We start from the raw sequence: 18,972 nt of genomic DNA, 5'->3' as shown, positions 1-18,972 counted from the left end.
TTTAACTTTCCGGAAAAGTCAAACAGGAAGTTGTGCCAGGCAAGTAGAATACTAATCAAAGGGGACATGCCGTTTATGTTGAAAATGCGGAAAAAAATCATTCTCACGGTACTGACAGCTGTAATGGGAATATCGCTGACCGCCTGCGGGGGCGCATCGCCGGGAGCGGAATCGACGGGAAACAATCAACCGGCGGAGACTGGCAGCAAGCCGGTGAAGCTTCGCATTAATTGGTGGGGATCCCAGCCCCGACATGACGCCACCCTCAAGATTCTCGATTTGTACACGAAGGAAAATCCGAATGTCACGTTTGAACCGGAATATTCGGGATTCGACGGGTATATTGATAAACTGACCACGCAAGCCGCAGCCAAAAACACGCCGGATATTATCCAGATGGACGCGGCTTGGCTGGCGGACTGGAATGCAAGAAACCAATTGGCCGACCTTAGCAGTATCAATATCGCGGATATCGATCCGAAGCTCGCGGAAACGGGTCAGTACAATGGCAAGCAAACCGCCATACCGCTCGGCAATAATGCGTGGGGCATCATTTATGATAAGGCATCGCTGGAGAAGCTCGGCTTTGAGCTCAAGGACGGCATCACCTGGGATGAATATTTCCAGCTGGCCCGTGACATCAAGGCGAAGCTTGGCAAAGATCAATACGTCATGCAGGATGGAACATCCAGTAAAGAGGCTTATTATTCCTATCAATTGAGCAAAGGAAAAGGCCTCCCGATTACGATGGATGGCAAATTCAATTTCGACAGGGATACTTGGCTGGAATGGGTTAATCTTTTCAGTGACTTTAGAAAAGAAGGCATTGTCCCCCCGCCGGATGTGCAAGTTGGCGATAAAGAGCTGGATCCCAAGCTTGATCTTATGATCAACGGAAGAATTATTTTCAGAAATGCTCATGCAGCCCAAGCCTCCTCGTGGGAGAGCTTGAAGCCCGGCAGTATAGGCGTTTCCGCCATGCCCAAAAGCGAGCAAGCAGGCAGCTGGCTCAAGGCGACCTTCTTCTTCAGTGTAAGCCAGGACTCCAAGAACAAAGAGGAGGCGATGAAGTTTATCGACTGGTTTATCAATGACCCCGAAGTCGGGGAGATTTCCGGAACCACACGCGGCGTACCGGCATCCAGTAAAATCGTAGCTGAATTGGAGCCCAAGTTTACTCCTGCAGATAAACTGACGGTGGAAATGATCGAGAAAGCCACTCCGGGAGCGCAGCCGTTCAACCCTGGGGCCAAGGGATGGATCAATTTTGAATCCAAGGAGTACACTTCAATCACCGAGTCCTTGATGTTCGGCAAAACAACGCCGGAGCAGGCCTTTGATGATTTGAAGAGTAAAGCGTCCGAATACGAAAATTAAGGATAGAGGAGATGTCCGCCTTGCTGACGATTACCGGTTTTGCCGATGAAATTTCACCGGACCTGGAAGAACAGATGAATGTAATGGAAGCCGAAGGAATATCCCATATTGAATTCCGGGGCGTGGACGGGAAGAATGTGCTCAAGCTGTCGGATACGGAATTAGGCAAGGTTAAGGAACGGCTGAATGCACGCGGCTTCAAAATTTCCTCCATCGGCTCGCCCGTGGGCAAATACGGGATCCGCGATGATTTTTCCGTCGAGCTGGCGAGCATCAGGCGGGCTTGCGAGATTGCCAATTACCTGGAAGCTCCATATATCCGGATTTTCTCCTACTTCATTCCCGAAGGGGAGGAGCCGTCTTCCTTTAAGGAGGAAGTGATTTCCCGGATGAAACAGCTCATTGAAGTTGCCGCACAGAGTCAGGTGACACTGCTTCTGGAAAATGAAAGCCATGTGTATGGAGATATCGACGAGCGGTGTCTGGATTTGCTGGATGCATGCAGCAGCCCAAGACTGCGGATGGCTTTTGATCCCGGCAATTTTGTCATGAATGGTGTTAAGCCGGTTTCGGATGCCTTGCCTAAATTGCAGTCTTACCTCGAATATGTTCATATTAAAGATGCCATGGCGGAAAAGCGGATTTTCGTGCCGGCAGGCGATGGAGACGGAGAATTCATTGCTTTCATCCGTAATCTGAAAGAGACGGGGTTCTCCGGTTTTCTCTCGATCGAGCCGCATTTGCACAAATATTTGCCGGAGCAGGACGGACCAGGGCGATTTGTCCATGCCGTCAAAGCGTTGAAGAAGCTGCTTGAAGCCGAATCCATGGCTTGGAATTAATCCGTATATCAGGACTGGAGGAGATGGGAAGCATGAGTACGAACAAGAAGGTTAAGGTTGGGTTAATAGGACTCGGCAATATTGGTCGCACCCATATCGGCTATTTGCAAACGATGGATAATGTTGAGCTTGTGGGCGTATGCGACGTTAAGAAGGAAGTGGCGGACAGGTTTGCCGCTGAAGCGAATACGGCCGCCTATTACAGCCATAAGGAGCTGTTTGAACAATCCGGGCTTGAAGCCGTCATTATCGCGGTTCCTCATTATGATCATACCCCGATCGCGATTGAAGCTTTCGAGCGCGGGCTCCATGTGCTGTGCGAGAAGCCGATCGCCGTCCATGTCAATGATGCCAACAAGATGATCGCGGCCTATCAGAAGGCTAAGACAAGTAACCCGGACCAGTTATTCGGAATCATGTTTCAAGAGCGCACTCTGCCATTCTACAAGAAGTTGAAGGATATCGTGGACGGCGGAGAACTCGGGCAGCTGACCCGGGTGACCTGGATTAACACGGCATGGTTCAGATCGCAAATCTACTACGACAGCGGGGATTGGCGGGCAACCTGGGCCGGAGAGGGCGGAGGCATCCTGACGAATCAGTGTCCGCATAATCTGGATATGTACCAGTGGCTGTTCGGCCTTCCGGCCCGGATAAGCGCCCACGCCCATATCGGCAAATATCATAATATTGAAGTCGAGGATGAAGTGACCGCCTACTTCGAGCATGACAACGGCATGATCGGCCACTTTATCGTGACCACGGCGGAATCCCCGGGAACCAACCGCTTCGAAATCGTGGGGGAGAACGGCAAGCTGATTTATGAGAACGAGAAGCTCGTATTATATAAAAATCGTATTTCCATGCTCCAGCATCTGCGGGAGTCCCAGAGCGGCTTCGGCAATGTGGAAAGCTGGTATACGGAAATTCCGGTCAAAACCAATGTGCCAACCGGACACCGCGTTGTCGCCGACAAGTTCTTCAATGCCATTCTAAGCGGAGGGGGAGACCTGATTGCCCACGGCGAGGAAGGGGTCAAGGGGCTGACCCTCGGCAACGGCATCATGCTTTCTTCCTTTAAGAAAGCGATGATTGAGCTTCCGTTCGACGCGGATGAATATGAAAGCAAGCTGCAGGAGCTGATCAAGTCCTCCAAGTTCACCAAGCAGGTGAAGGAAAATGTAGAAGCGGATATATCGAAGTCTTTCTCCGTCTAGACGGGCTGCGCATGCGGAAACGTCTTCCGATACTCGCAAGTGTGACAAGCGAGTTAGCCGCTTGCCACTTGTCGAGGAGCTGTTGTACCCCTGAATTTTTTATTTTGGATACCTCTGGTGCAAAGCAATCCACAATAAACACCGTGGATCGCTTTGCCACCCTGGTTCAAAACCAATCGCGGTATAAATGTGATTGGTTTTGAACCCTATTGTTAAATTCGGGGTACAAAGGTCGTAAGTGGATGCTTGCGAAGCAGCTTTCTAGCGAAAGCTTTCAGCTCACGCTCCTCCAGACTATTTCCGCCTGCTCCGCCAGTTAATCACCGGACTTGTAGTGACGCACCCGTTCAAAAACTATGATAAACCGCCAGCGGGATTGAAAAAGCTGGCGGTTTTTTGGATTGCTAGAAGGCGCTTACAATTCTATAATGAGAGTGTTGTGAATAATCCGGCAATTTTGGTTGAGTTGGCCTGATAACATGATTATGCATTGCATTTCATTATGGGAGGTACTTAGTTATGAGCAAAGTTCGGGTGGGAATCATCGGCACGGGAGGCATAGCCGGATGGCATGCCAGACAGCTGTTGCAGCTGTCGGAAGTCCAAATAACGGCTCTTGCGGATACGAGCGAAGTGAACCGGAATGCTTTTGTGGAGAAATACGGCTTGCAGGATGCGGGCCTGTTCTCCGATTATGAGGAAATGCTGGAGCAGGCGGAGCTGGATGCGGTCGTGATCTGCTCTCCGCATACGCTGCATTTTCAACAGGCCAATGACGTTCTGAACAAAGGTCTGCATGTGCTGATCGAGAAACCGATGACCTGCTCATCCGCGGAGGCAGAGCTGCTCATCCGCACGGCCGAGCAGTCGGGCAAAATCATGCAGGTCTCCTACCAGCGCCATTTTCAGCCTGAATTTCTATACATCCGGGATGCCATCGCAAGCGGGGAGATCGGCAAGCTGACCTCCGTCACCGCTTCGCTCTATCAGGAATGGCGCCAGGGGACACCGGGCTCCTGGAGGCAGGACCCGGCGTTATCCGGCGGCGGCTTCCTGATGGATTCCGGCAGCCATATTATTGATGTGCTGCTCTGGACCACCGGTCTTACCCCTGTGGATGTAAAGCCGCAGCTGCATATGCATGGCGCGCCGGTGGAGATCGATACATTCACTTCCATCCGGTTTGCGGAGGGTGCTGTGGCGGGTCTGAATCTGGTCGGCTTTGCCCCCTGCTGGCATGAGACCTTCGTCTTCTGCGGGGAGGACGGCGGGATTTTCTACGACAACGGCAAGATCACCCTGCGCCGCTTGAAGCAGGAAGCGATTGTTCCGGATCTGCCGCAGCCAACCACCAATCAGGACAAAAGCTTCATCGACGCGATTCTGGGTCGTCATGAAGTGCTCGTTCCAGGCGAGTTCGCCCTCAAGGTTGTCAAGTTGTCGGAAATGATCTATCAGGCAGCCGGTTATGTGCCGGATGCAGCGCTTATACAAGAGGAGGAAACCGCCTGATGAGTTATCAAATCGGCATGCGTATCCCGCCCAAGATCGGTGCGGAAGGAATCAGTCAGACCGCCAGGTGGGCGGCAGAGGCTGGACTGGATATTCTGGATGTTCCGCAGCTGACTCCGGAGATTAAGCAGGCATGCGAGCAGGCTGGTATTGGCATTGGCTCAGTCGATGCCCAGCAGACGTCGAAGCTGTTAAGCCGGGATGAAGCCGTGCGGGGAGATGCGGTGGAATCGGTCAAGCAGCAGATGAGCGCAATTTCGGAGCTGGGTGGAAGCGTAATGTTCATGTGTCTGGTGCCCGAGGATCTTGCGCTTCCGCGCAAGGAAGGGTTTGCGATATGGAAGGATACCTTCCCGGAGCTGGTCCGCCACGCGGAGCAGACCGGCATCTATATGGCAATCGAAGGGTGGCCGGGACCCGCGCCGCATTATCCGACGCTTGGCTGTACGCCGGAAATGTGGAGGGCGATGTTCGAAGCCATTCCTTCCAGGCATTTCGGACTGAATTATGACCCTTCGCATCTGGTGCGGCTGGGGATTGATTATCTCCGCGCGCTTACGGAATTCGGGGACCGCATTGTTCACTGCCACGGCAAGGATACGGAAATTCTGCATAACGAGCTGTATGAATGCGGAGTTCTTCCTGCAACCTTTGGTCCGAAATACGCATTCTCGGAAGGCTCATGGCGGTACACTATACCGGGGCATGGCGAGGTGGAATGGAGTAAAGTCGCCGTCCGTCTCGATCGTATCGGGTATAAGGGAGCGGTCAGCATCGAGCTGGAGGACCACCGCTACTGGGGCTCGCTTGAAGCGGAGCGGCTCGGTATCGTGAAAGCCGCCGAGCATCTGTCGAAGTATTTCCGATAAAATCAAAACGACCGCTTCCCGGATCAGTACACCGGAAAGCGGTCGTTTTTTATTTTTCTCTGTACTCAAGTGAGAATGGCGGTTCCATGTCCCCGTTTTCCGCAAGCGACTCAAGATAGGCTTGAATCTCTTCCAGAGACATTTTTACTCCGGTGAAGAGTGTCCCTTCGCGGGCATCATTCAGCATCTCGCCCAGCCATTTTTTCTCGATTTCACTAAATTGGATAAAGCCTTGAATCATAAGCTCGGAGCCTCTGGGAAGGAAAGTCTGCTTCAGCTTCAGCACCACCTGCATCCTCTGGATCCTGGCCTCACAGTGGGCTATTTGCTTCTCAATCAAGGCTTCGACCTTCTGCGGATTCCCGTAACGGACGAATGGCAGTGTCAGAAACAGCGGATGCTGCGGATATGAAATTTGATTGAACTGCGCGTACAGAAGCTCTTCGAACGACGATTTGCCGGATTCTGTAATCCGGTATATCGTCTTGTCCGGTCTGTTGTCGCCAGGTACGGAGACAATCTCGGCGGCTTCGATCAGACCATCCCCGCGCAGCTGATCCACTGCGTAATACAGTGAACCATCCCGAAGCTTGAAGCTTTCGTTCCAATTCCGTTGCTTGATCGTCTGGCGGATTTCGTAAGGATGCCGGTCGCGCTCCATCAGCAGTCCCAGGATAAGCAGCTTCATCGACATCGCAATTATCCTCTTTTTAAGGAAGGATTCGGTTTTACAGCCGTTTCACCCTGCTGCCCGGAGGGGCTTGGCTGGGCGCTCTTGTTGGTTTCCAGCCGCGCACGGCCCATCAGGAAAACGAATACCAGGGCAAGTATCGGCAGAATAACGGACCACTGGAAGATAAAGATGATGGAATCCGCAAGCTTGCCCAGAAGCGTGTTGACAAGCTCCGGAGACAACCCCATTTGGGCCTGGACGGTTGGATCCAGAAGCGCCTGTCCTCCCTTGATCTGAGCGGCCATTCCGGGATCAAGATCCGGAATTTCCGTAACTCCGGTTTGAAAGGCATGCTTTTGCAGCGCTCCTAATACCGTTACACCAAGTGCGGAGCCGATCGTCCGGAAGAATGTGATCAAAGATGAAGCGGAGCCCTTGTATTGGGGCGGCACCGCATTAAGCGTCGAGATATTGAGCAGCGAGAAGGATACGCCCATGCCAAGTCCGACAACGATCATGAACAACGTAATGACGAGGCGGCTGGTGGAGGTATCCATCGCGAATCCGAGCAAGGATGTGCCGATCAGCAGGAACAGGGCCGAGACGATCATGACATCGCGGTACCGGAATCGGTTGACGATCCGTCCGCCGATCTGGCTGCTGGCGACAACGCCCAGCATCATCGGGGTAAGCACGGAGCTCGTTTCCGTAGCCGTCTTGTGGAATACCCCTTGAATAAAGATCGGGATATACGTCGCAGCGGCGATCATGACGCCGCCATACAGCAGGCTGATCATCATGCTGCTCGTAAACAACCGTTTCTTGAACAGGCTGAGCTGGATAATAGGATCCTTGGCGATTCTCTCTACCAGCAGGAAGATAACGAGGAGCACGCCTGAGGCCACGAATAACGAGACCGTATTCCACGATCCCCATGCCCAGCCTTCAGATCCGCCAAGCTCTAGTCCGAACATGAGGCACAGAATAGTTCCTGTCAGAAGAACAGCGCCGACCCAGTCCACGCTTTGCTTGCGGTGATTCTTGGACTCGTGATAAGCCTGGAAAATAAACAGAAAAGCAAGAATGCCGATTGGCACATTGATGTAGAATATCCAGCGCCAGCTGATATTATCCGTGATCAGTCCGCCCATGATAGGGCCGAATACGCTGGAGACGCCAAACACCGCGCCGAAAAGTCCCATCATTTTGCCGCGCTTCTCCTGCGGGAATAAATCATAAATGATAGTGAAGACAATCGGCATCAAAGCGCCGCCGCCAATCCCCTGAATGGCACGATAAATAATGAGCTGATCCATGTTGGTAGCCGTACCGCATAGAATCGAGCCCACCATGAATAACAACAAACCGGATAAGAAAAACCGTTTCCGGCCGTACATGTCGGACAGCTTGCCGAAAATCGGTGTTGAAACAACCATCGCGATCATATAGGCGGAGTAGACCCAGACGAATTTATCCAGCCCTCCAAGCTTCTGAATGATTTTTGTCATGGCTGTGGAAACGATCGTCTGATCGAGTGCGGCCATAAACAGACCAAGCAGCAAACCGGCAATAACCAGTTTCGTATTGCTTTTTTTGGCGTCCATTAATAACTTCCTTCCCCTGCTGAGTCCCCTATGTACTCAAATTTGAATTGCCTTCACCTATTTTACTCAAATTTGAGTAAAAATCAATGGGTGGGATCGATTTACAATAAATATATTTTGATTCTCTGGCGGGCGAGCTACGGAGTATTGCGCGATTCATGTTTACTTTTCTATAATGAAGAAACGGCCAAGGCCATCCTCTCCGGCACTGAAGCAATTTTTTTTACTTATACCCCGTAGGCATAGGGGCGTAAGGCTATAAGGCGGGCACAATGACATTAGAGTTTATAAGGACACAGAATGGGGAGTTAGCCACATGAGTGATATCAAACACATCATATTTGACTTTGACGGTACGTTGGCGAATACATGGCCTGTCATGTTTCATGCCTGTGTATCTGTTTTTGAAAAATACGACAACCGGACATTGTTAATTGAGGATCTACATGAAATGACGGGTCCGACTGAATTGCGTATTATCCATCAGCATTTGGGCAACCGGGACATGGCGGACGCCGCAGTGGAGGAATTTGTCTCCCACTATGAGCAGCGGCATGAAGAGCTGGTAGAACGCGATGAAGCCATCACGGAGCTGCTTGGGGATTTGCGGCGGGCGGGAGTAGGACTGGCCCTGTTTACAGGCAAATCCCGACGGACGCTGGATATTTCCATTAACAAACTGGGCTGGAATGTCCCTTTTAATCATGTAGTTACAGGGGATGATGTGGAGAATTCCAAGCCTTCGCCGGAAGGCATCCACCGTATTATGGATAAGCTGGGCTGGAGCCCCGAGCATACGGTTTTTGTCGGCGACAGCAATGATGATATGCAGGCGGGCCGGGATGCCGGTGTGCGCACCTTCGCTGCCCAATGGATGTCCATGGTTCAGGATAAGGATTACCGAATTCCGCCTGAACGGGCATTTGAGAACCTGGAGGATTTCCGCTCTTATCTGGCGCAGCATGGGGTTCAATTCAATTAGTGGACCGTCAGTAGAACAGGCTGACTATACGTCATCTGACGGCGCGCCAATAAACCTTGCTGGAGCGCAGATTCGGCGCTCATCGGGCGCAAACGGTGTCTCCACCAAGGAAAAACCTGCTTACAGGCACCGCGTCATTGGGTCTTGGCGCTGTAAGCCGGGGAAACCTTGCTGCAGCGCCGATTCGGCGCTCATCGGGCGCAAACGGTGTCTCCACCAAGGAAAAACCTGCTTACAGGCGCCGTGGCAATGGGTCTTGGCGTTGCAAGCCGGGGAAACCTTGTTGGAGCGCCGATTCGGCGCTCATCGGGCGCAAACGGTGTCTCCACCAAGGAAAAACCGGCTTACAGGCGCCGCGTCATTGGGTCTTGGCACTGTAAGCCGGGGAAACCTTGCTGGAGCGCAGATTCGCCGCTCCAGACCGTGATGCATGTTCCGGAAGAATTCCTCCACCTTCAACTCACCCCGGTCTGCTTAATCTTCAGCAGCAGGCCATGCGAGCAGACGGCGCACATCGCCGGGTGAAAGGCCGCTCATGCCGCGAATATGCTTGATCAGATGCGACTGATCGAAGTAGCCTGCATCGTGGGCGAGATTCGTCAGCGTTTCCGCTGTGCCCATTGATTGCAGCACATGCTGGAATTTCACAATCTGCGCGAATGATTTGGGCGGGACGCCAACCCGTTCCACGAAGCGCCGTTCAAACTGCCGTCTGCTGACCGTGGATTCCTCGGCTATTTCCTCGATTCGGATCAATCCATGGGCTGCGCGGATCCGCTCAACCGCCCAATTGGCCCATGTATCGATCTCCAGCACCCTGCACCACTCCCAGACCATGGCTTCCACAGAGCCGAGCAGCTCACGCGGCTCCATCGGCACCTGCATCAACCGCTCCCAGTCCGACATGCTTCCCCCAAGATCGGTCAATCCAACGCTCTGGTTCGCGATCTCCCGAGAGCTGTAGTTCCGCATGCGGAAGAGCGCCTCGGGCTTGAAATATACGAGCATGGAGGATAGATGCGGCGTAGTCTGGAATATTCGCGTCTCCTTATGGAGACCAGTAAGTCCGGCGGGCGCAAGCGGCCGGGTATGCCCGCCGCTCACAAGCATGACACGGCCGACAGTCTAGAAACCCATCACATGATAAATATCGGGGTATACCGTAAAAGGCTCGCCCGTTCCTCCGTCCTGATATACGATTTTGTCGACATACGGCTTAAGCCGCTCAGGACGTATCGTAATCACAGCCGCACCGCCTCTCGATGTTTGGCAGCAATAAATGATAAAATAAAGATAGCCTACAAACATTAAATCATACAGCCATCAAGAAGGAAATTGTGAACGAAGGAAGTTGAAGCCTGCATGAAGAAGCTGGAGCAGATTACGCCGTCCATCCGCATCGCGCATCACTATCGGTTCAGCGAGAATCGATTCTCGGAGATGAACAGGGTGGGATACTGCTATGCCCTGCACCTGTTTGATTCCGGCCGGGGCAAGGTGCAGATTGACGGAACGATGCATAACGCTGCGAAGGGCACGCTTATTTTCCTGCGGCCGGATCAGCCGCATTCCTTCTTCCCGGATCCGGTGAATCCGTTCAGCTCCTTCAATATCTATTATGAGCCGTGGCGCAGACCTGCCTTGAACACCAGCATGCATTTGGTGCGGGACAAGTCGGAGTTCGACAAGGCGATGCTCACTCCGGTGATGGATTGTCCGGAACTGGAACATATGCCAAATGTGCTGCAGCTGGAGAACCAGCCCGCCGTTTTCGAGATGATGGCGCTTATTGTGGAATCTCATCAATATACCGGGGAGCCTTATGCGGAGGCAATGGAGAACAGTCTGCTCTATGCTCTGCTCCTGCAGCTGTTTATGTGGCGTGCCCATCAAGCTGCCTACGATTCCCGCATCCAACGCATCAAGGAGCGTCTGGATATGGACTCCTCCTTGAACTACCTGGACCTGATGGAGCAGGAGGGGCTGAAGAAGTCTCAGTTTCACCGTTTGTTCCTGGAGGTGACGGGGCTTTCCCCAAGAGCCTACTGCCTGCGCAATCAGATGAAGCAGGCCGTGACCGAGCTGCTGGAGAGCCGGAAATCCATATCCGAGATTGCCGATTCGCTTGGTTTTCCCTCTATCCATTATTTTTCCAAACGGTTCAAATCCTATTACGGCGTTTCGCCCAAGGCTTACCGTGAGGGCAAGCAGATCCGCTGGGAAGGACCGTCAGAATCGCAATAATAACCGGAAAATATGACAAATTTGCAAGCTTTGTTTAAATACGTTTTCCCTCTCCTTCTTTATAATAGACCTATCAGCTATTACAAAGTATAGAGAGGCAGGCGGATGTAATGAAAACGAATCAGGGAAGTCTGACCAAGGAGCAAGTGGACTTTTATGATACCGAAGGGTATCTCGTTATTCCGGAGCTGTTGAATGCGGAAGATATGGCAGCGCCGAAGCAGGCGATGGAAACGAAGGTTTCACAAATCGCCGACGAGCTTTTTGATGCCGGCCTTATCAGCGACAAGCTGGAGCATCTGCCTTTTCCCAACCGGCTCGCGGAGCTGTTCAAGGGCTTGACGGATGAACATTTCAATAAACACGGCCGCAGCTGGCGCGACCGTATTCCGGGTTATTTCACGTTGATGAGCAACCCCAAAATCCTGGATGTGGTGGAGTCGCTGATCGGCGGGGAGTTGTTCTCCAACCCCGTATATAATGTCAGGCCGAAGGTGCCGCTTGTCGCTTCCGGAGCCGTTCCCTGGCATCAGGACAAATCGTATTGGCCGGATGCGAATGCCAATCCCGTTATTACCGTCTGGATTCCTCTGGTAGACGCCACTCTGGAGAACGGCTGCCTGCATATCAAGCCGCGTACCCATAAGAAGCGCGTGCTCAAATGGCATCAGGAATCCTACACCGGCACCGGTTATACGGCGCTGAAGGAAAATCAGCTCGGCAAAACGGAAACGGTCGTGCTGCCGGTGAAGGCGGGCTCAGCGATCCTCTTCAATGACCGCTGCCTGCATATGTCGACGCCGAATCTGTCGGACAGCGTGCGTTGGAGCGTTGACCTGCGTTACCAGCCGACGGATCAGGATCCCATGCCGCAGCATGGAGCGGGCTTCCTGGCGCGCAGCTACAAGCATCCGGAGCGTGTTGCCACGCTGGAGGATTGGCTGAACAACCAGCCGGAGCATCAATAAATGCAAATTAACCGCCCAAGGCACAGAGTCCCATATCCGACCCGGATATGGGGCTTTTGCCCGTATATAAGTCTGGAAAAGTTCGAATAGATCAGCTATTCTCTTAGTAGCAGGATTTGGCGGCTGCGGTTCACCGGACAATCGGACCGCGGCGGCCGGCATCGGGCATTTCCTATTCAAACATAGTGATAAGGAGCGAAGCAATGAAGCCGCTATTCGAGCAGAATTCAAGGGTACCCCTCAGCAAAAGGATTGTTTTTCTTGGAGACAGCATAACCGACGAAGGCACATATATTGCCTACATGGAAGCTTATTTCCGCCAGCATATGCCAGAGCATGATATGACCCTGATCAATTTGGGCGTTAATAGTGAAACCGCTTCCGGCTTAAGCGAGCCGGATCATCCGTTTCCGCGCCCCTGCATTCATGATCGTCTGGACCGGGCGCTGCAGGAGAGCAGGCCGGACTGGGTCGTTTTATGCTATGGAATGAATGATGGCATTTATTATCCCTTTTCCGAAGAAAGATTTCAGGCATACCGGCAGGGCGTGCAGGAAATCATTCGACGTGTCCGCCAAGCCGGAGCTCTGGCGATTGTGATGACACCGCCGCCATTCGATCCAAAGTCGCTGCAGGGGGCAAATCTGCTTCCTGCAGGGCATGAGAAATACAGCTATATGACACCGTATGCCGAGTATAACGGCGTATTGAGACGGTATGCGGACTGGATGCTCACACTGACAGCTGAAGCAGATGGAATTATTAACATCCATGATCCTCTGACTACCTATATTGAGAGCAGGCGCAGCGCCGATCCCGCTTATATTTCCGGCGATGGCATTCATCCCAACAAGCAGGGGCATTGGATCATCGCGAAGACACTGCTGGCCGGATTATTCAATATTACCCTGGAGCGGGAGCCTTCCTATGTGGAGCATCCAGAGCAATCGGAGCTGTACCAGCTGGCATGGGAGCGTCATCTGCTGCTGAGCGCGGCGTGGAAGGAGCATGTCGGACATACCCATGTCAACAAGGTCGAGGCATTGCCGCTGAAGACGGCTCTGGAGCAAAGTGAGCGCCTGGCCGGCCGGATCCTAGAGTCAGCCGAAGCCCGGCCGGAGAACAGGCATTCGACAGCACGGTCATTGTGGAAGGGTTATGAGCGGATCGATTTCTATGTGGGCGGCAGGGAAGGCTTCATCATTGTTCCCAATACGCCAGCAGCAGGAAAACCGTGGATATGGCGGACCGAATTCTTTGATGCTTTTCCATCCGTGGATATGGCGATGCTGGAGCAGGGCTGGTGTATTGCCTATTACCGGCTGAGCAATATGTACGGGTGCCCGTATGCGGTCCAGCTGATGCACAGGTTCCAGAGCTACCTCGTCAGCGTCTGCCAATTGGCGGAGAAGACGGTGCTGTTTGGCTTTAGCCGGGGAGGGTTGTACGCATTAAACTACAGTGCGGCTTATCCTCAGAGCGTGGCTGCCCTGTATCTGGATGCTCCTGTGACGGACATCCGCAGCTGGCCGGGGGGATTGGGATCCGGCATACACTCTCCCCGGGAATGGGAGGAGTGCCTGACGATTTACGGAATGACGGAGGAGAGCTCCGCGGCCTATCTGCAGAATTCTCTGGAGGGAGCTGCCACGCTTGCGGCTGCTGGCATCCCGATTATCATTGTGGCGGGAGACGCCGATACGGCAGTCCCTCTGGATGAAAATGCCGCCATACTGGAGAGGCATTACCGGCAGCTGAACGGAACCGTGAAGATGATCGTGAAACCGGGAGTCGGCCATCACCCGCACAGCCTGGAAGATCCGGGTCCAGTTGTCGACTTTATTGTTGGGCGGTTGGTTAGGTCGCCATAGCCCATTGTCAGATTTTATCCAGGCAGGATTTACATGTATAATTTGACGATGTGTTATATATAGGCGCTGGTACAGAGCATGACCATTCTCTCACCGGCGCATTTTCTCTTTAGATTGAGAATAGGCAGCTCAATTGGTATTAAGCACCAAAGCTGTGAATCCACGACTATTAATTGAACCTTGAGATATTCCAAACGGAGCTAAAGCAATAATTGTAAATGAATAATTATAAGTTCCTGGTCCAGGGGTATCCACCCAAGTGAGACTGGTCGTAACCGTTACTTGTTCAAAATTCGGCTGACCTGCACTTTGAAATACCGCGTCATCATCAACCGTGACAATTTCTCCGGGATTTCTCGAAATAAAGCTATTCACCGAATAACTTTGAACATTGATAAAATCAATATTGGAAAAAGCGTCTAATTTCACGACTTGATTCGATTCCAGAATAATAGGTGGTAGTATAAGTTCAATCATTGCAAATGGTATTTCATCCGGGTTACTCACAAAAGGAACAGGGTCATTGCTTCCTGTAAATCTAACGTCAACAATTCCTGCAGGACCAGCTGGTCCTATAGGGCCGACAGCTCCAACTACCCCTGCGGTGCCAACAGCCCCGGCTGCTCCAACTACCCCTGCGGTGCCAACTGTACCGGCTGATCCAACGCTGCCTCCTGACCCTACGGCCCCTGCGGTTCCTACTGAGCCTGCTTGACCTATGGCACCGACGCTGCCCGCCGAGCCAACAGAACCTACCGAACCTACCGAATCTATGGAGCTCAAGGCCCGTTCCGGAATAATTACCTTTAAAAATTGTTTTTTTACGACAATTTGTCTTCGACTCCTCGGACGTTTTTTTCTTTTTGAAGGGCAGGCTTTAGCTTTTTTTTCTTTACAGATTTTTTGTTGATTAACATGAGGACGACCCAATGCAACCGCCTCCTATAAATTTTCTGTATACTATTCCTTTTGTCTAGTAGGGGGCACGGACGTTTGTCTTGCGATTAATAGACAAATATCTATTTCTTATGAAAACTTGATTGTCGACAGGGGCCGATTCGTTTTATGTAATTTCCGGCTAGTTGTGTGTGAAATTAAAACAAGCACGAGGCGGCCGGGTATTTTTTAAAAATTGGGATTACTGATTGTTGACTGCCAGGAGCAAGTAAATGAGTTTTCGTATGTCTTCGTCGGTTCGAAACTTGTCTCATCAAACGGGTCAAAAAAAACAAAATGCAGCCCCTTTTCCAGGGCTGCATTTTCATTGCTTGATGTTTTTTTACGGTTAGGCTTCGTCTTTCTTTTCCTCTATAAAGCCTTCGATACTGTTTTTACGACGTTCGTTTTTAGCTTCAATTTGCTGCTTCTCTTCAGAAGTAATTTCTTCTGCGTGCTCGTCAAGGTAATCCTCGGCTTCTTTCAAAGTAGCCTCAGTGTGATCGATATGTTTCTGCAGGTGAACCTCATTATCCTCACGATTATCCGGTTTGGCCAAAGTAATTCCTCCAATGCTTCATAAATTCCATTTTATGATGTCCTGGATTGCGGATGTTATGCATACATAAATGCTGCTTATGCGCTTTAGGAAGTACTGTAATTAAAATCCCGCTTCTTTTTATACACACATTTGTGTTATCCTTATATGTCACAACGTAAAGAATGAATGAAGAATATATCGTTGTTGAACTAAGGAGATAAAATGACATTTAATGAATTGAACCTTATACCTGCGATTCTGAAAGCCTTAACCAAAGAGAACTATACGACGCCTACGCCGATACAGGAGCAATCGATTCCGGCGGTGCTCGCCGGCAGAGATTTACTGGGCTGCGCCCAAACCGGAACGGGGAAGACGGCCGCATTTTCTCTGCCGATTATCCAGCTATTAAGCCAACAGCAAAGTAAAACCCATACACAGCGCCGCATCCGCTCCTTGATCCTGACACCGACAAGAGAGCTTGCTCTTCAGATTGCGGAGAATATCGGGGCTTACAGCCAATACACCACTTTGCGCTGCTCGGCTATCGTGGGCGGCGTTTCGCAAAAAGCCCAGGAGCGTGCGCTGCATCAAGGTGCGGATATTATTATTGCCACTCCCGGCCGGCTCATCGACCTGATGAATCAGAAGCGTATTGATCTGCAGCATGTCCAGATATTGGTTCTGGATGAAGCGGACAGAATGCTGGACATGGGCTTTATTCATGATGTGAAGAAAATCATCGCCAAAATTCCCGCCAAACGGCAAACGCTGTTCTTCTCGGCTACAATGCCGCCGGAAATCACCAAAATGGTCAAAGCGCTGCTGGTGAATCCAGTGAAGGTGGAGATCATTCCGGAGTCCAATACGGTCGATAGGATCCAGCAATCGATCTATATGGTGGACAAGGCTAACAAGCAGAATCAGCTGATTCACATTTTGCAGGATAAATCCATCGCTTCGGCACTGGTATTTACCCGCACCAAGCACGGCGCTGACCGTGTCGTGCGCGACCTGATGAGAGTGAACATTTCGGCTCAGGCTATCCACGGGAACAAATCCCAGAACTCGCGCCAGCTGGCCTTGAGCAATTTCAAGAGCGGCGCAACCCGGGTGCTGGTCGCGACCGATATCGCCGCAAGGGGAATCGACATCGATGAGCTGTCTCATGTAATCAACTTCAATCTCCCGAATATCCCGGAAACCTATGTCCACCGGATCGGCAGAACCGGCAGAGCGGGACACAGCGGAGTCGCGATCTCCTTTTGCGAAATGGATGAAATTCCGTTTCTCAAGGATATTGAGAAATTGATCGGGAAGACCATTCCCGAAGTAAAGGATCATCCTTATCCGATGCAGATGACGGCTCAGCCTGCCAAAGTGCAAGGATCAACGGCATCAGCTGTTGCGACGAAACCGGCAAGACCGGCAAGACCCGCCAAACCGAAGGCAAATCCGGCACTCAAGCCCCGCTCGGAATGGTTTAGAAAAGGAAGCAAGACAAGCAGATAAGATTAGATTTCATAGTTACACCTAAGCCACACTTCGCTGAAGTGTGGTTTTTTCTGCATATAGTCAGCCATGACCCAATTAGATTACTCCTTTCTCATGATTTTCCCCGCTTGCGTCCGTTTCCCGTGTGCCGGAATTCATTTAAGATGGAAGTTAACAGACAAGGAAGCAACTTGGAAGCTAAGGCTGAAGGAGGGAATAACGAATGAATGAAGCGGCCATGAATGTGCTTGTTGTGGACGATGAACCCAAGCAGCGCCGGGGGCTGGCGGCTATGATCCGTTCGCTGAGGCCGGACTACCGGATATGGGAAGCCAGGAACGGCCGGGAAGCCTTGGAGTTCTGTGAGGTGCGGACCTTCCAAATCGTCTTCACAGATATCCAGATGCCGCTCTTGGACGGATTCCGGTTCGCGGAGCTAGTGAAGAAGGAGGGCTGCCTGCAGCCTAAGCTTGTGTTTGTTAGTGTTTTTCACGAGTTCGGCTATGCGCAGCAGGCCATTCGTCTGGAAGCAGCGGACTATCTGGTTAAGCCGCTTGATCCCACACAGCTGATCCAGCTGCTCGGGAAGCTGGAGAGCGTGATTGCCGATGAATTCTCCGCGAGGCTGGAGAAGCAGCAGTTGACCACACAGCTGGCGCAAACCCTGCCTGTTTATCTGGAGCGTCTCTTGTATCTATGGATTACGAACCGGCTGCAGCCCGCAGATTGGCAAGAGCTCCAGCGGCATTTTGACTTGAGGGGACGAGCAACCACGCTCATTGCCGAGATATCTGTAAACGCAAGCAGCGATCATACCGAGGAATTGAAATATGTTTTCGGACGAATGCTCGCGAAGAACGTGGAACACAGTTGTGACCCTATCATGTTCACTCCTCCTGAAGAGAAGCGCCAGCTGATTATCATTCTGAAATGGAAGCAGGATGCCGACCCGGCTGAAGCTCTGCAGCGCATTCGTACCATGCTGCCGCAGCTGCAGGCTTTATACGGGGAAACGATCCGGATAGGAGAAGGAACCGCATGCGATCAAGTGGAGGCCGAAGGCAGCCTCTCCTATGAGATAGCCAAGTCCATGCTGGAAAACCGCTTTTACCTCCATGAGGAGATTTGGTTCAATGAAGAGCTCCTGCAGACGAAACTTATGAAAGCGGTTGCTAAAAACAATAATACCTCTGCGCGAAAAGAAGCCCAGGTGCTGGCTGAAGCGGTCATGGAAGCTGATCCGTTGAAGGCGGCTGATGCGCTGGATATGCTTCTGGACAAACTGTCTGCGGCATTCCCGGCGCCCTTTCATTTGAAATGCGATGTGATTCAGAGGCTTCTCTCCTGTCTGCAATCGGCTGAGACCGTTATGGAGGAGGCTGCCTACCGAAGCTTGATCTCGCAGTTGGAGGAGGGAATCATGCGTGCGGAATTGTATGCGGATGTAAGAAGAATCGCCCATGAGCTGCTGAATGTCGCGCTCCGGGGAATGAAGACGGACAGAGAATCGCGCAAGGACATCATTATGCAGAAATGCAAGGTCTTCCTGGAGGAAAATCTTCACGAAGATCTGGGTTTGGATATCGTCGCGCAGCGGTTTTTCTATAACCCCTCCTATTTCAGCTTTCTGTTCAAGCATCATTTCGGGATGTCCTTCACCGATTATCTGGTCAAATCGCGTATGCAAAAGGCGAGAAGCCTGCTGCTGCAATCCGAAGATAAAATTAACGAGATCGCGCGCAAGGTAGGCTATAAGGATATCAAATATTTCAACAAGGTGTTTAAAAAATCGTTCCTGTGCGCGCCAGAGGAATTCCGCAGAATGTTTAATCAACCCTAAGA

General features: G+C 51.7%; 16 protein-coding genes. 11 read left to right on the top strand and 5 right to left on the bottom strand.

Going from position 1 to position 18,972, the window contains the following annotated elements; all coding sequences use genetic code 11:
* Positions 1 to 75 precede the first annotated feature (75 nt).
* The 5 genes from AC0YOA_RS19695 to AC0YOA_RS19675 all read left to right on the top strand — a co-directional run bounded on the left by AC0YOA_RS19695 (position 76) and on the right by AC0YOA_RS19675 (position 5,817).
* Positions 76 to 1,377, top strand: coding sequence for an ABC transporter substrate-binding protein (locus AC0YOA_RS19695; RefSeq protein WP_475788039.1), 1,302 nt, complete (start codon positions 76 to 78; stop codon positions 1,375 to 1,377).
* Between the two features lie 20 nt (positions 1,378 to 1,397).
* Entirely contained in the window at positions 1,398 to 2,219 is an 822-nt protein-coding gene (locus AC0YOA_RS19690) for a sugar phosphate isomerase/epimerase family protein (protein ID WP_475788038.1), read from the top strand.
* A 32-nt stretch (positions 2,220 to 2,251) separates the two neighbouring features.
* Positions 2,252 to 3,436 (top strand): Gfo/Idh/MocA family protein, encoded by a 1,185-nt coding sequence (locus tag AC0YOA_RS19685; RefSeq protein WP_210044878.1) that lies wholly within the window; start codon positions 2,252 to 2,254, stop codon positions 3,434 to 3,436.
* A 519-nt stretch (positions 3,437 to 3,955) separates the two neighbouring features.
* A complete protein-coding gene (locus AC0YOA_RS19680; protein ID WP_475788037.1) occupies positions 3,956 to 4,948 on the top strand; it encodes a Gfo/Idh/MocA family protein in 993 nt (330 codons plus the stop codon).
* Positions 4,948 to 5,817: a sugar phosphate isomerase/epimerase family protein gene (locus AC0YOA_RS19675; RefSeq protein ID WP_475788036.1), complete on the top strand. Its 870-nt coding sequence runs from the start codon at positions 4,948 to 4,950 to the stop codon at positions 5,815 to 5,817. The genes AC0YOA_RS19680 and AC0YOA_RS19675 overlap by 1 nt, the downstream gene beginning before the upstream one ends.
* Positions 5,818 to 5,866: 49 nt before the next feature.
* On the opposite strand, the gene AC0YOA_RS19670 is transcribed toward AC0YOA_RS19675, so the two are convergent.
* Together AC0YOA_RS19670 and AC0YOA_RS19665 are read right to left on the bottom strand one after the other, a co-directional pair.
* The gene (locus AC0YOA_RS19670) at positions 5,867 to 6,511 is read right to left on the bottom strand and encodes a PadR family transcriptional regulator (RefSeq protein WP_475788035.1); all 645 of its coding nucleotides are present in this window, start codon (positions 6,509 to 6,511) and stop codon (positions 5,867 to 5,869) included.
* Between the two features lie 5 nt (positions 6,512 to 6,516).
* A complete protein-coding gene (locus AC0YOA_RS19665) occupies positions 6,517 to 8,094 on the bottom strand; it encodes an MDR family MFS transporter (RefSeq protein ID WP_475788034.1) in 1,578 nt (525 codons plus the stop codon).
* A 316-nt stretch (positions 8,095 to 8,410) separates the two neighbouring features.
* Between AC0YOA_RS19665 and AC0YOA_RS19660 the strand changes: the two genes are divergently transcribed.
* Positions 8,411 to 9,076, top strand: a complete 666-nt coding sequence (locus AC0YOA_RS19660) for an HAD family hydrolase (RefSeq protein ID WP_475788033.1) — start codon at positions 8,411 to 8,413, stop codon at positions 9,074 to 9,076.
* A gap of 474 nt (positions 9,077 to 9,550) precedes the next feature.
* Here the strand turns inward: AC0YOA_RS19660 and AC0YOA_RS19655 are convergent, their stop codons facing one another.
* On the bottom strand, positions 9,551 to 10,186 hold the full coding sequence (locus tag AC0YOA_RS19655; protein WP_475788032.1) for a helix-turn-helix domain-containing protein: 636 nt from the start codon (positions 10,184 to 10,186) through the stop codon (positions 9,551 to 9,553).
* Positions 10,187 to 10,438: 252 nt separating this feature from the next.
* Here AC0YOA_RS19655 and AC0YOA_RS19650 point away from each other — a divergent pair, with 252 nt between their 5' ends.
* The 3 genes from AC0YOA_RS19650 (at position 10,439) to AC0YOA_RS19640 (ending at position 14,159) form a co-directional block, all read left to right on the top strand.
* Positions 10,439 to 11,320, top strand: a complete 882-nt coding sequence (locus AC0YOA_RS19650) for an AraC family transcriptional regulator (protein ID WP_475788031.1) — start codon at positions 10,439 to 10,441, stop codon at positions 11,318 to 11,320.
* A gap of 110 nt (positions 11,321 to 11,430) precedes the next feature.
* Positions 11,431 to 12,288, top strand: coding sequence for a phytanoyl-CoA dioxygenase family protein (locus tag AC0YOA_RS19645; RefSeq protein WP_475788030.1), 858 nt, complete (start codon positions 11,431 to 11,433; stop codon positions 12,286 to 12,288).
* A gap of 203 nt (positions 12,289 to 12,491) precedes the next feature.
* The gene (locus tag AC0YOA_RS19640) at positions 12,492 to 14,159 is read left to right on the top strand and encodes an SGNH/GDSL hydrolase family protein (RefSeq protein WP_475788029.1); all 1,668 of its coding nucleotides are present in this window, start codon (positions 12,492 to 12,494) and stop codon (positions 14,157 to 14,159) included.
* A gap of 129 nt (positions 14,160 to 14,288) precedes the next feature.
* On the opposite strand, the gene AC0YOA_RS19635 is transcribed toward AC0YOA_RS19640, so the two are convergent.
* Both AC0YOA_RS19635 and AC0YOA_RS19630 read right to left on the bottom strand, forming a co-directional pair.
* Entirely contained in the window at positions 14,289 to 15,089 is an 801-nt protein-coding gene (locus tag AC0YOA_RS19635) for a hypothetical protein (protein WP_475788028.1), read from the bottom strand.
* A 355-nt stretch (positions 15,090 to 15,444) separates the two neighbouring features.
* A complete protein-coding gene (locus AC0YOA_RS19630; RefSeq protein WP_475771375.1) occupies positions 15,445 to 15,654 on the bottom strand; it encodes a small acid-soluble spore protein Tlp in 210 nt (69 codons plus the stop codon).
* A 204-nt stretch (positions 15,655 to 15,858) separates the two neighbouring features.
* Here AC0YOA_RS19630 and AC0YOA_RS19625 point away from each other — a divergent pair, with 204 nt between their 5' ends.
* On the top strand, positions 15,859 to 17,148 hold the full coding sequence (locus tag AC0YOA_RS19625) for a DEAD/DEAH box helicase (protein ID WP_475788027.1): 1,290 nt from the start codon (positions 15,859 to 15,861) through the stop codon (positions 17,146 to 17,148).
* A 205-nt stretch (positions 17,149 to 17,353) separates the two neighbouring features.
* Complete coding sequence (locus AC0YOA_RS19620; protein ID WP_475788026.1) at positions 17,354 to 18,970, top strand: response regulator; 1,617 nt, start codon at positions 17,354 to 17,356, stop codon at positions 18,968 to 18,970.
* The last annotated feature ends 2 nt before the right edge of the window (positions 18,971 to 18,972 follow it).

Source organism: Paenibacillus sp. JT22N12 (assembly GCF_056269365.1).
Note: the sequence above shows the minus strand (reverse complement) of the source record. Positions and strands in the feature narration are given on the sequence as shown.